General features: G+C 37.8%; 16 protein-coding genes. 1 reads left to right on the forward strand and 15 read right to left on the reverse strand.

Annotated features, from left to right (window positions below):
• Window positions 1-154: 154 nt before the first annotated feature.
• Window positions 155-997: a BglG family transcription antiterminator LicT gene (gene licT, locus IGM13_RS10570; RefSeq protein WP_002359608.1), complete on the reverse strand. Its 843-nt coding sequence runs from the start codon at window positions 995-997 to the stop codon at window positions 155-157.
• A gap of 300 nt (window positions 998-1,297) precedes the next feature.
• On the opposite strand from licT, the gene IGM13_RS10575 reads away from it, so the two are divergent.
• Window positions 1,298-1,924, forward strand: a complete 627-nt coding sequence (locus tag IGM13_RS10575; protein WP_002367152.1) for an FMN-dependent NADH-azoreductase — start codon at window positions 1,298-1,300, stop codon at window positions 1,922-1,924.
• Between the two features lie 61 nt (window positions 1,925-1,985).
• Here the strand turns inward: IGM13_RS10575 and IGM13_RS10580 are convergent, their stop codons facing one another.
• The 14 genes from IGM13_RS10580 to smpB form a co-directional block, all read right to left on the reverse strand.
• The gene (locus IGM13_RS10580) at window positions 1,986-3,155 is read right to left on the reverse strand and encodes an AI-2E family transporter (RefSeq protein ID WP_002381494.1); all 1,170 of its coding nucleotides are present in this window, start codon (window positions 3,153-3,155) and stop codon (window positions 1,986-1,988) included.
• A gap of 4 nt (window positions 3,156-3,159) precedes the next feature.
• Window positions 3,160-3,528, reverse strand: coding sequence for a PTS glucitol/sorbitol transporter subunit IIA (locus IGM13_RS10585; protein WP_002356567.1), 369 nt, complete (start codon window positions 3,526-3,528; stop codon window positions 3,160-3,162).
• Between the two features lie 127 nt (window positions 3,529-3,655).
• Window positions 3,656-3,832: a DNA-directed RNA polymerase subunit beta gene (locus IGM13_RS10590; protein ID WP_002356564.1), complete on the reverse strand. Its 177-nt coding sequence runs from the start codon at window positions 3,830-3,832 to the stop codon at window positions 3,656-3,658.
• A gap of 13 nt (window positions 3,833-3,845) precedes the next feature.
• The gene (gene murA, locus IGM13_RS10595) at window positions 3,846-5,147 is read right to left on the reverse strand and encodes a UDP-N-acetylglucosamine 1-carboxyvinyltransferase (RefSeq protein WP_002356562.1); all 1,302 of its coding nucleotides are present in this window, start codon (window positions 5,145-5,147) and stop codon (window positions 3,846-3,848) included.
• 102 nt (window positions 5,148-5,249) lie between these two features.
• Window positions 5,250-5,486, reverse strand: coding sequence for a DUF1146 family protein (locus tag IGM13_RS10600; protein WP_002367155.1), 237 nt, complete (start codon window positions 5,484-5,486; stop codon window positions 5,250-5,252).
• 189 nt (window positions 5,487-5,675) lie between these two features.
• Window positions 5,676-6,095, reverse strand: coding sequence for a F0F1 ATP synthase subunit epsilon (locus IGM13_RS10605; RefSeq protein ID WP_002356559.1), 420 nt, complete (start codon window positions 6,093-6,095; stop codon window positions 5,676-5,678).
• Between the two features lie 16 nt (window positions 6,096-6,111).
• Window positions 6,112-7,518: a F0F1 ATP synthase subunit beta gene (gene atpD, locus IGM13_RS10610; protein ID WP_002356558.1), complete on the reverse strand. Its 1,407-nt coding sequence runs from the start codon at window positions 7,516-7,518 to the stop codon at window positions 6,112-6,114.
• A gap of 74 nt (window positions 7,519-7,592) precedes the next feature.
• Complete coding sequence (locus IGM13_RS10615) at window positions 7,593-8,501, reverse strand: F0F1 ATP synthase subunit gamma (protein ID WP_002359606.1); 909 nt, start codon at window positions 8,499-8,501, stop codon at window positions 7,593-7,595.
• A gap of 15 nt (window positions 8,502-8,516) precedes the next feature.
• Window positions 8,517-10,073: a F0F1 ATP synthase subunit alpha gene (gene atpA / locus IGM13_RS10620; RefSeq protein WP_002356555.1), complete on the reverse strand. Its 1,557-nt coding sequence runs from the start codon at window positions 10,071-10,073 to the stop codon at window positions 8,517-8,519.
• 28 nt (window positions 10,074-10,101) lie between these two features.
• Window positions 10,102-10,644, reverse strand: coding sequence for an ATP synthase F1 subunit delta (gene atpH, locus IGM13_RS10625; protein ID WP_002356554.1), 543 nt, complete (start codon window positions 10,642-10,644; stop codon window positions 10,102-10,104).
• Window positions 10,631-11,161 carry a F0F1 ATP synthase subunit B gene (gene atpF / locus IGM13_RS10630; protein WP_002362573.1) on the reverse strand — a complete coding sequence of 177 codons (531 nt, stop codon included), beginning with the start codon at window positions 11,159-11,161 and terminating at the stop codon, window positions 10,631-10,633. Before atpF ends, atpH begins: the two co-directional genes overlap by 14 nt.
• A gap of 137 nt (window positions 11,162-11,298) precedes the next feature.
• Window positions 11,299-11,520 carry an ATP synthase F0 subunit C gene (gene atpE, locus IGM13_RS10635; protein ID WP_002356552.1) on the reverse strand — a complete coding sequence of 74 codons (222 nt, stop codon included), beginning with the start codon at window positions 11,518-11,520 and terminating at the stop codon, window positions 11,299-11,301.
• 48 nt (window positions 11,521-11,568) lie between these two features.
• Window positions 11,569-12,288 carry a F0F1 ATP synthase subunit A gene (gene atpB / locus IGM13_RS10640; RefSeq protein WP_002356551.1) on the reverse strand — a complete coding sequence of 240 codons (720 nt, stop codon included), beginning with the start codon at window positions 12,286-12,288 and terminating at the stop codon, window positions 11,569-11,571.
• Window positions 12,289-12,590: 302 nt separating this feature from the next.
• Entirely contained in the window at window positions 12,591-13,055 is a 465-nt protein-coding gene (gene smpB / locus IGM13_RS10645; protein ID WP_002356550.1) for an SsrA-binding protein SmpB, read from the reverse strand.
• Window positions 13,056-13,062 lie beyond the last annotated feature (7 nt).

Raw genomic sequence — 13,062 nt, forward strand, 5'->3', positions numbered from 1 at the left:
CCTCATTTCCATTAATTTTTAATATCAAAAAAACCTACATTGAAAAAGAGCCAGATCCTTCTCTTCACAGCTGCGCAGTCTGCGAAAATCGTTATCGGTTTTTTCAATCTAGGTTTTGCCTGCATTATCAGTAACAATCCGCGATTATTGGTTGTTATGCTTTTTTATCATTGACCACTCTTTGGATATGAATGGTTAAATAAATCATTTCCGCTTGATCAATTGGTCGATCATAGCTTTTTAATAAATACTCATTAATACGTTGGACCGCTTGAAACGCCTTAGGATACTTTCCTTGGACCAATGCAAAAAGAAATTCGTCCTCCTCATCATGCGCTTCTTGTTTTAAATAACGTTGCGCAAAATATTGAAGATGTGTAACAATTCGTTGATAGTTCAATGAATCTTCATCAAACACCTGTCCAAAGTAGCGACTAATAATCGTTAAAATATCACGAACCATCTTGGTTGCTTCCATGGTAACTTCCATATTGCCATTTCCTTGTTCAGCATTCACAATATGAAAAGCAATGAAGCCCGCTTCATTTTCTGAAAATTGAACCCCTAGCTTTTCAGCAATAATTGCTAATGCTTGCTTTGCGATTTCAAATTCTTTAGGATAAAATTTGCGTGTTTCGAATACAAGAGGATTCGGAATATCAATTCCTTCTTTGGCTCGAAGTAACGCATAGTGAATATGATCCGTTAAAGTTAAATAAATATTTGATGAAAGCTCAATCGCTAGCGTTGTTTCTGCTAAATCAACGATTTGTTTGACGACTTCTACTTCTTTGGTGGGGACGTCTTCAAACAGCTGCTGGAATTGCCCTGCCATAGCGGAGTCCTTTAACACGAATTCCTTTTCAACATAATCTGGATTGATCGTGTCTCCAATCTTCTTTTGAAAGGCTAAGCCGCGTCCCATATAAACAATTTCTTCGCCTTGCTCATTTCTTGAAAGCACGACATTATTATTTAAAACTTTTTCAATCCTCATGATGAATGCAACCTCACTTTTTTATAAAAAAAGCCCAGAATCCCTCCACTGATTGTGTTAATGGAAGACTCTGGTTTTGCCTGCAAAGCAGTAACAATCCTTATTTACAAAGTAATAATAGCACGCTTTTTTTTAATATGCAAGCCTTTCCAAAAAATATTTTTATTTATTTTTTACTCTTTTGATCCATTTTAAAAAAAAGTTTACTAAAAGTAAAAAAAAGACTTGCTTTCTCTTACTTTTTATTAGTAAAATAGAGATGTTGAATTTTTAAACTATTTATTTTAAGGAGATTACACAATGTCAAAATTATTAGTTGTTAAAGCACATCCATTAACAAAAGAAGAATCACGCTCAGTTCGTGCGTTAGAAACATTTTTAGCTTCATACCGTGAAACAAATCCATCAGACGAAATCGAAATTTTAGATGTTTATGCACCAGAAACAAACATGCCGGAAATCGATGAAGAATTATTATCTGCTTGGGGTGCACTTCGCGCTGGTGCAGCATTTGAAACATTAAGCGAAAACCAACAACAAAAAGTGGCTCGTTTTAATGAATTAACTGATCAATTTTTATCTGCAGACAAAGTAGTAATTGCTAATCCAATGTGGAACTTAAACGTACCGACACGCTTAAAAGCTTGGGTAGATACAATCAACGTTGCTGGAAAAACATTCCAATATACTGCAGAAGGACCAAAACCTCTAACAAGTGGTAAAAAAGCCTTACACATCCAATCAAATGGCGGCTTCTACGAAGGAAAAGATTTTGCTTCTCAATACATTAAAGCGATTCTAAACTTTATTGGTGTTGATCAAGTCGACGGATTATTCATCGAAGGAATCGATCATTTCCCTGATCGTGCGGAAGAACTTTTAAATACTGCTATGACCAAAGCAACTGAATACGGTAAAACATTCTAAATTTTCCGAGTGATTTACAGCAAAAAGAGACAAGCAGTTCGTTCACTGCTTGTCTCTTTTGTTACGTAGATTCTTGTTGATCTGGCTTATCTTCATCATACAAACCAGAAACAATTTGGTACCACTCAAAAATGTGTGTAATTATCACCTTAGCTGCGGCATAAACAGGAATTCCTAAAATTACCCCGACAATCCCAAATAGTTTACCAGACGTTAATAAAACAACCAAAATGGTGACTGGATGAATGGATAACTGACTGCCTAGGACAAGTGGTGAAATAAACCGACCTTCGACCGTTTGCTCAATGGCAAAAACAATCAAGACTTTAATTAACAAAGCTGGCCCGCTGACAATTCCTAAAAAGACTGCTGGAATCATGGCTAAAAATGACCCTAAATAAGGGATTAAATTTAAAAAGCCTGCTGCAATACCTAAAGTGACTGCATAATCTAAGCCAATGACAGAAAAACCAATCATAAACATAATTGCCACTGCGAAAGCGACAGTTAATTGTCCTCTAATATAAGAAGAGACTTGATCATTGACTTCTGCAAGAACTTTTAAGGTTGGTTTACGCATCTTCACTGGTAAAAACTTCATTAAATATGGCGCTAAGTTTTTGCCATCTTTCAGTAAATAAAATAGAATAAACGGCATCGTAATGATGGCGACAAAGATCGTAGCCACCGCCCCAAAGAAATTACCAATTCCTTGTACTGTGAACGTTGAGACGTTTTTAATGATGGTACCTAACGAACTGACAACTTTATCGCCTGCCGCTTCAAGTTGTTCTCTAAATTGCGCGAAAAGTGGATCACTTAATATTTCCTGCGATTTTTGATCAATTGTATCAATATATTGAGGAAAATGATTCACAAAGCTGACAGATTGCTCACGAATTTTAGGAACGATTACAATACCACCCCAAATGAGTAGTGCCACAATTAAAATAAATAGGCCGATAATACTCCAGACACGTGAGATTTGTTTTTTCTCTAAATAATCGACAATCGGATTTAATAAATAATATAAAATCCCCGCCATAATTACTGGTAAGCCGACAACGCCGAAAAACTGCCAGACGGGCTTAAATAAATAAGAAACTTTCGTAAAAGTTAGAATAATTAACAGCACCAATAAGACAATCAGTAAGGCTGTTACTACTTGATTATTTAAAAACCAACGCCAAAACCAAGACAGGCGTTTATCAGTCGTTTGTTTTTTATCCATTGATTCACGCTCCATTTACTAAGTAATCAATTGTTGTTCCAATCGTTATCTTTGGTAACTGATGGGGCGTTAAATAAACACCATTTCGGATAACATCATCCTCATCGGTTGGTGCATCAGCAAAGATTAAAGTGCTGTGAGCGATACTTTGCAAGTTACTATTGGCAAAAGAACCCACTTTTGTGATTGTATAATTTGTATCGCCAATTTTCAGATGATCTCCTTCTGCCAAGGTAACTTGGTCTTTTTCTGGGAATGATTGAATAACTGCATGTTGCTTCAAGGTATCGGTAGCAGTTTCTCCAAAAAGAATAATCATTTTTTCTGAATCATCGATTGCATGTTTGCCTATTTCTGTTACGGTTGCTTGCATCTTCCATCCCACTCCTTCATTATCTTACTTCTATTATTATAGCATAGAATAAAATAGATATTCAGGAAAAAGAAAAGGCGATGAACAATTGTCAATTGACTTTTGTTCACCGCCTTAAAATAAGTTTTTATTTAAAGAAGTTCATAATATGAGTCCAAATTTTTTCATCAAAGACATCCATTGGATTCCCATTTCCAATCAAACCATAACCAATCATTGTTCCCACAACAAATAAGATAATGACTAATGAAATGACCACTAGAATTTTCAATAATGTTACTAAAATATAACGAAATGAACTCATACGTTTGACTCCTTTAGATTACTGTCGTTGCTTGTTTTTCTTCAATTTTTTCATCATTGACACGTTCAACGTTCGCGCCTAATTTTTGAAGTTTTTTATGGAACTCATAATAGCCACGATCTAAATATTTCAAATTAGAGACACGTGTAATGCCATTTGCACGTAACCCTACTAAAATCAATGCGGCAGCTGCCCGTAAATCAGTGGCTTCAACTGCTGCTCCTTGTAACTCGTTGCCACCATTAATAACGGCAATGTTGCCGTCAATTTTTAAGTCAGCGTTCATTCGACGCATTTCCTCTAAGTGTTGGTAACGATTTTCAAAGACTGTTTCTGTCACGATGCTTGTTCCTTCAGCAAACATTTGGATCGCTGTCATTTGCGCTTGCATGTCTGTTGGGAAACCAGGATGCGGCATTGTCTTAACATCTGTTGGTTTTAGATGTTTTGGTCCAATTACACGGATGCCGTTTTCTTCTTCTTCAATGATTGCACCCATTTCAGTTAATTTAGAAATTAGCGGACGATTATGTTCAGAAATTGCTTCTTCAATTAAAACATTGCCCTCAGTCATTGCTGCAGCTACCATGAACGTACCTGCTTCAATTCGATCTTGAACGATTGAATGCTCTACGGCATGTAATTTATCGACGCCTTCGATACGCATCGTTTCTGTCCCAGCACCGATAACATTGGCACCCATTTTGTTTAAAATGTTTGCTAAGTCAACGATTTCAGGTTCACGAGCGACGTTTTCAATGATGGTTGTTCCTTTCGCACGAACAGCAGCCATCATAATGTTTTGCGTAGCGCCGACACTTGGGAAGTCTAAGTAAATAGTGTTACCGATTAGTTCATCCGCAATTGCTTCAATATAACCATTTTTTTGGATGATTTTTGCACCTAATGCTTGGAAGCCTTTTAAGTGTAAATCAATTGGTCGTTTCCCAATGGCACAGCCACCTGGCATTGCCACTTTGGCATGGCCATTACGAGCCAATAAAGGTCCCATTACAACGATAGAAGCACGCATTTTACTAACGTACTCATAGTTTGCTTCGATCCCTAAAGGTTGTGTTGCGTCTATTGTTACTTCATTCGCGTCTTCATCAAAATCAATGGCTACATTCAAATGCTTAATTACTTGATTCATTGTAAATACATCAGATAAAATTGGTACATTTTTTAAAGTAGTAACGCCTTCTTCAGCTAAAAGAGTAGCTGCTAAAATTGGTAAAACAGCGTTTTTGGCGCCTTCAATTTTTACAGTTCCTTCTAATTTTGTATTACCACCATGAACAATAATTTGTTCCATTTTGTTCCCCCCAAAAAAATGAGAATAGGTATTCCTATTCAAAATCTTTACTATTATACCATTATTCAACTAAAAATTGTACCTTTTTTTATTTTTCAATTTTTAAGGAAAATACACAATGAAAAGATTTCGACAAAGCGCAATCAATTCTAAAGCAAAAGAGCTAACTGTGTATCCGATAGCGATGGCTAAAAATACCATCAGCATTCTAATTTGCGGTGTAAATTGGGTTTTGAAAAATTGCTCAATACGCAATGATTGCAACGCCCAAAAACTTATGTAAATGAACATAAGATGACTAACGATTCGAACAATAGCATCTACTCCATAGTATTGCATAAGGAGCCTCCTTTTTTCTAACGTAGGAACATTTTATCACAAAATAATAAAAACCGATAATTAATCCACTTGAAATGCCAAAATTTGACACTATTTATTAAAAAATACGAAGAAATAGAGTTTAAGGCACCTGACTCAATAGCAAGCGCCTTAAACTCTACAAAAGTGACTGAATCCTTCAGCCTTTTTTTACCCATGTTTCGATACGTTGATCCGGTTGATTGCACGATGCAAAGCAACAGTCGCACGACGTAGTTGATCGCGGTCATCTTTTGCTTTGGCTTCTTCAATTAAACGTTCTGCTCGTTGTTTTGCTCGTTCAGCACGAGGTACATCGATATCTCGTTCACGTTCAGCACTATCGGCAATAATAGAAACGACATTATCACGGACTTCCATGATACCACCATTTACAGCTACCCAGTCAACATGTGTATCTGAATCGGTCCGTTTGATGCGGACTTCATCAATCGCTAGCGGAACGATGATTGGCGCATGTTTTGGTAAAATACCAATTTCACCATCTGTTGTTTTCGCCACAACGATTTTTGCATGGTGGTCATAAACTAGACCATTCGGCGTTACTACATTCACAGTAAGACTATCCATTGTGTTTGCCGCCTTTCTAGTAGTTTAATTGTTTCGCTTTTTCGATGGCATCTTCAATTTTACCGACACTACGGAAGGCTTCTTCTGGCAGATTATCATGTTTACCTTCAAGAATTTCTTTAAAGCCACGAACTGTTTCCGCAACTGGTACATAAGAACCAGGTTGACCTGTAAATTGTTCAGCAACGTTAAAGTTTTGAGATAAGAAGAATTGAACACGGCGTGCGCGACCAACAAGTACTTTTTCATCATCTGATAATTCGTCCATCCCTAAAATAGCGATGATATCTTGTAATTCACGGTAACGTTGTAAAATATGTTGCACTTCGGTAGCCACTTCGTAGTGTTCTTCTCCAACAATTTCAGGAGCCAAGGCACTAGAAGATGAAGCTAACGGATCTACCGCTGGATAAATCCCTTGTTCGGTTAATTTACGTTCCAAGTTAGTTGTTGCATCCAAATGGGCAAACGCTGTTGCTGGCGCTGGATCGGTATAGTCATCGGCTGGAACATAGATTGCTTGAATAGAGGTAATTGATCCTTTTTTCGTTGAAGTAATCCGTTCTTGTAATTGTCCCATTTCAGTCGCTAAGGTTGGTTGGTAACCTACGGCTGACGGCATCCGACCTAAAAGGGCAGAAACTTCTGAACCGGCTTGGGTGAAACGGAAAATGTTATCAATAAATAATAGCACGTCTTGTCCTTCCACATCACGGAAATATTCAGCAATCGTTAACCCAGTTAAGGCCACACGCATCCGTGCACCTGGTGGTTCGTTCATTTGACCAAAAACCATGGCTGTTTTTTCAATAACGCCTGAATCTTTCATTTCATAGTACAGGTCGTTCCCTTCACGTGTCCGTTCACCAACACCAGTAAAGACGGAAATCCCTCCATGTTCTTGGGCAATATTATGAATTAATTCTTGAATTAAGACGGTTTTACCAACACCGGCACCACCGAAAAGTCCGACTTTACCACCTTTTAGATAAGGTGCTAATAAATCAATAACTTTAATCCCTGTTTCTAAAATTTCATTACTGGTACTTAATTCATCAAATGCTGGCGCTTTTTTATGAATCCCACTACGTTCAGCATCTGCAGGGAATGGCGCTTCTAAGTCAATTGTGTCTCCTAAAACGTTAAACACACGACCCAATGTATCTTTACCAACAGGAACTGAAATTGATTTTCCTGTATCGATAACTTCCATTCCACGTTGTAAACCATCTGTCGATTCCATGGCGATAGAACGAATCACTCCATCACCTAGTTCTAAAGCGACTTCAAGTACTACTTTTTGTTTTGCTTCGCCATTTTTATAAACGACTAAAGCGTTGTTAATATCGGGTAAGGATTGATCTAATGAAAATTCCACGTCAACAACGGGACCGATTACTTGAACAATCTTTCCTGAACTCATAATTTCTTTCCTCCAGTCTTCATAAAGTCACACGCTTTGAACGTTTTTTACAAACGTTCAAACGTAAGACTAGATTATTCTAGTGCAGCTGCACCAGCAACAATTTCTGTAATTTCTTGGGTAATCGCCCCTTGACGAGCACGGTTATAAGAAATTGTTAAATCGCTAATAATATTTTGCGCATTGTCAGTGGCTGTTTTCATGGCGGTCATCCCAGCAGCATGTTCTGCTGTTTTCGCATCAATGATCGCCCCATAAATTAAGCTTTCTGCATATTGTGGTAATAATTGATCCAAGATTGCTTCAGGTGAAGGCTCTAAAAGATATTCTTGTTCGTAAGAGGTCGCCTCTGATGGATCTAAATCAGTAATTGGCAACATTTTTTCCACACGAAACTGACTCGTTAGTGAGTTAACGTGGTGATTATAACAAACATACAATTCATCAAACACTTCGTTTTGGTACATAGTCGTTGCCGTTGTCACAATCTTACGGACTTCTTCAAACGTTGGTTGATCCGTTAAGCCTCTTAGCTCATAGGAAACATCGATTCCGCGTGCTTTAAAGAAATCCGCCCCTGTACCACCAATGGCGATTAAGGCATATTCTTTATTAGAATCGTGGTCTTCTTGAATCATACTCATGGTTTGTTTTAAGATTGAGCTATTGTAGCCACCAACTAACCCTTTGTCAGAAGTGATAACGATATAGCCTGTTTTTTTGACAGGTCGTTGTGCTAACATCACATGATAGTTCCCTTCACTAAGAGAAGATTGTTCTGTTTCACGTAATTCACTTAACTGAGCAGCTACTAAATGCGTAACGACGCTACGAATTTTTGAAGAATATTCTTGAAAGCTTTTAGAGGCGCCTTCTGACTTGGTCAATTTGGCTGCAGAAACCATTTGCATCGCTTTGGTAATTTGGCTTGTCTTTTTTGTTGATGCAATGCGTTGTTTGATTTCGTTTAATGAAGCACCCAATGTCGCTCACCTCTCTTATGCGTTATCGATTTTTTCTAAAGCTTCTTTGGCTGAATCTCCGCTGTTGTTTGCCGCTGCAAACATTTCAGAAAACTCTGTAATCGCTGCATCTAATGCATCAGTATCTGGTAAGTCTTTCGTTGTACGAATGGTTTCCAATAAGTCTGCATGTTTGCCATCAAAATAATCGAATAAATCTTGTTCAAAGTGTAAAATTTTATCTACGCTCACGCTATCTAAAAAGCCGTGTGTTAACGCATATAAAATTAAGACTTGTTTTTCTACAGGCAGTGGCGCATGTAGTTTTTGTTTTAAAATTTCTACCGTACGACGACCACGGTTTAATTTAGCTTGTGTTGCCGCATCTAAATCAGAGCCAAATTGTGTAAAGGCTTCTAACTCACGGTAACTAGCTAAGTCTAAACGAAGCGTTCCGGCAACTTTTTTCATTGCTTTGATTTGCGCTGATCCTCCGACCCGAGAAACAGATAACCCAGCATCAACGGCTGGACGAGTGCCTGCATAGAACAAGTCGCTTTCTAAGAAAATTTGTCCATCAGTGATTGAAATAACGTTTGTTGGAATATAAGCAGAAATATCGCCTGCTTGTGTTTCAACGAATGGTAAGGCTGTCATTGAACCGCCACCTAATTCATCACTTAATTTAGCTGCACGTTCTAACAAACGTGAGTGTAAATAGAAGACATCCCCTGGATAAGCTTCACGACCTGGTGGACGGCGTAATAGTAGAGAAAGTTCACGATAAGCCACGGCTTGTTTTGATAAGTCATCAAAAATAATTAAGACATGTTTGCCGTTATACATGAATTCTTCACCCATTGCAGTTCCTGCATATGGTGCAATGTAAAGTAATGGTGCTGGTTGTGAAGCCCCTGCAGTCACAACGATTGTATAATCTAAGGCACCAAATTTACGAAGTGTTTCTACTTGGTTACGAACAGTAGATTCTTTTTGACCAATCGCTACATAAATACAAATTACATCTTGTCCTTTTTGGTTAATAATTGTATCAATTGCAATCGATGTTTTCCCTGTTTTACGGTCTCCAATAACTAATTCCCGTTGTCCACGACCAATTGGTACTAGGGCATCAATGGCTTTTAAGCCAGTTTGCATTGGTTCAGCAACAGATTGACGTTGCATAACACCGGGAGCTGTTGCTTCCACAGGACGTGTTTTGTCTGTTTTAATTTCGCCTAAACCATCTAATGGTTGACCTAATGGATTAACGACACGGCCAATCAAAGCTTCCCCAACGGGTACTTCCATGATTTTGCCTGTGCGTTGTACTTTATCTCCTTCACGAATGGTTTCAAAATCGCCAAGGATAATAATCCCTACATCATTTGTTTCTAAGTTTTGTGCCATTCCGTATGAACCGTTTGAAAACTCAACAAGTTCTCCACTCATGGCATTTTCTAAACCGTGGGCGCGGGCAATTCCGTCACCGACGTAAGTGACTGTTCCAACTTCTTCAACAGCAAGCTGTTGTTGATAGTTTTCGATTTGTTCTTTAATCAAGGCACTGATTTCTTCTGCTTTGATAGCCATTCAATTCACCTCTTTGTAGTCCTAAAGATTATTTTAATAACTTCTGCTGCATATGTTCTAATTGTTTGCGGATGCTGCCATCGATTACTTGATGGTTTGCTTCAATAACCACTCCGCCGACAATTGACGGGTCAATTAAATTGACTAAATGCGCTTGTTCATACCCTAATAATTGGGCAGCTTTTTCTTCCATTGCTTGATGTTGTTCTTTCGATAAAGGAATGGCTGTTGTCACTGAACCCAAAATTAGTCCTTGGTGCTCATCATAACGTCGTTCATATTCATCAATCATCAAGAGCAGATCATACATGCGACGATATTCGTAAACCACTCGCAAAAAGTTTTGCATCATTTCACTAAAACCTGTTACTAGTTTTTCCATGATGCTGTCTTTTTCATAAGGCTCTAAGCGATCATCACTTAAAATATCGCCAATACCAGGTACTTGGTGATAGACTTCGCGAAGCGTCAATAATTCTTGATAAATTGCTTCAGCTTGGTTCTTTTCAACTGCCAACTCAAACAAAGCCTTGCCGTAGCGTTTACCAACTGTATATTTATCTAGTTTCATTTGCTTTACCTAAACTTTCAATATAAGAATCAATCAATGCTTCATGTGCATCTGGTGTTAATTCTTTATTTAAAATTTTGGCTGCAATTTGAAGAGAAAGATCTGCCACTTCATTTTTTACTGAAGACAATGCTTCTTCACGTTCTTGAGAAATATCTGTCCGAGCTTTTTCGCGTAAGCGAGTAACTTCCGCAGTTGTTTCTTTTAATGTTTTTTGGCGAGTCTGTTCTCCACTTTCTTTCGCGTTTTTAATAATTTCAGCTGCTTCTGATCTGGAAGAAAGTAATTGTTGTTGACGTTCTTTTTCCATTTTCGCTGCTGCTACGCGAGATTGTTCTGCAGAGTCTAAATCGTTGGCAATTTTTTCTTCACGTTGTGTCAAAATATCTACGATTGCTCCCCATGCATATTTCTTTAATAAGAGCATCAAGATTAAAAATGCACCACTGACAACAATCATCGTGCCTAGTGTGGTACTAGGAGCCGTTTCACCGACTACCAATATAGTAAGTAGCATGAAGTCTCAACTTCCTTTCTTGCAAAAATCGATTTAGCTTCTTCAACTGCTTTATCACTAGCTATTGAAAAGGCTAAAGATAGAAGAAAGCAGTGACGGTCCCGATAATAATCAGCGTCCTGCCTCCATTTTATTGCTTATCTGAATAAAAGTAATAAAGAAACAACGACACCTAAAATTGGCACAGCTTCGATTAAAGCGACCCCGATAAACATTGTTGTTCTTAATTGACCAGACATTTCTGGTTGACGAGTCATTGACTCGATTGTTTTTGAAATAACTTGTCCGTTACCGATAGCGGCTCCGATAGCTGAACCGAAAATTGCAATTGCTGCTGCGATAAAATTTAATCCTTCCATTGTGTAAAATCCTCCTAAAAGATAATTTTTGTCCTTCGTATTTCTTGATTATTCTTCTGTTTCAATTTTGTGTGACATATAAACCATTGAAAGTGTCACAAAGATAAACGCTTGGATACATCCAATAAAGATTGAGAATGCTACCCAAATCATTTCTAGCGGAATTGCTAGTGGGATAACCCATAATCCGACGCTTGCTACGGTTCCAGCAATTAAGCCCAATAGAACTTCGCCGGCAAAAATGTTTCCGTACAAACGCAAGCCTAATGTTAATAGATTCGTGAATTCTTCCATTAATTTTACCGGTAGTAAGAAACCAACGGGTCTTAAATAACTATTAACTAGATAGCCTTTAAAACCAAAGCGTTTCATACCAAAGAAGTGTGTTAAGACAATCATCATCATCGCTAACGTTAAGGTTACGATTGGATCGGCGGTTGGACTTTTCCAAACGCTGAGATCGTCGCCCACAACGATTTTTGTAACGAGACCCAAGATGTTTGAAACAAGCACAAACATGAACAGGGTAAACGCCATTAAATGAAAATTGCTCACTTCTTTACGAGGTAAATTGTCTGTAATGATTCCACGAATAAAATCCACTAACCATTCGATGACCGTTTGTTTGCCTTTAGGTCGTAGCTTCATATTTCTCGTACAAGCATAGACAAAGGCGAAAACAATGATACACGTCAACAGCACCATCAAAACAATGGTTCCATCAAACCAAATTGGTCCGATATTGAAGAGTAATTTCTTCTCTTCCAAATCAATTCACCTCTTTTCCAACAATCTTTCAGAAGTTTCATCCTACTCCTGAGTGATAATCCCTGGCAAAGCTATCGTACCACCACTTGTTGATAATTTACAAATAGTTTACTTTTAAAATTTCATGTGTTGAAAATTGGTTGGAAAACCTTTTCCATAAACCAATCTAATGCAGGGTGGTACTGCTTTCCGAAGCGATTAAAAAATGAATCATTTACATTCATTTACTCAACACTTACCAGATTTTACACCTAATCCGAAGAAAGGCAAGCAAATATGCGAAAAAGAATAAATTTACATTTTTAACGTCGGTTATTTTTTAATGTTCGGCTGATTTGTCGGTCAACTTCCTTACGTTTCAAGTCTTCACGCTTGTCGTACTGCTTTTTCCCTTTAGCTAAACCAATCAAAACTTTGGCATAGCCGTCTTTAATATAGACCTTCAAAGGTACTAATGTGATACCTGTATTTTTGGTTTCGCCGATTAACTTATTAATTTGTTTTTTGTGTAATAATAATTTTCTGGTACGTAATGGGTCATGATTAAAAATATTGCCCTGTTCATATGGACTAATATGAACATTATACAAAAAGGCTTCCCCGTTTCGAATTCGTGCAAAACCATCTTTTAAATTGATACGACCATTTCGAATAGATTTGATTTCTGTTCCTTGTAAAACAAGCCCAGCTTCAACCGTATCGATAATTGAATAATCATGTCTAGCTTTGCGGTTTTGTGCGATTAATTTTCCTTCCCCTTTTGGCATAAGCGAC

Source organism: Enterococcus sp. DIV0561, assembly GCF_050539875.1.
GTDB classification, from domain to species: domain Bacteria; phylum Bacillota; class Bacilli; order Lactobacillales; family Enterococcaceae; genus Enterococcus; species Enterococcus faecalis.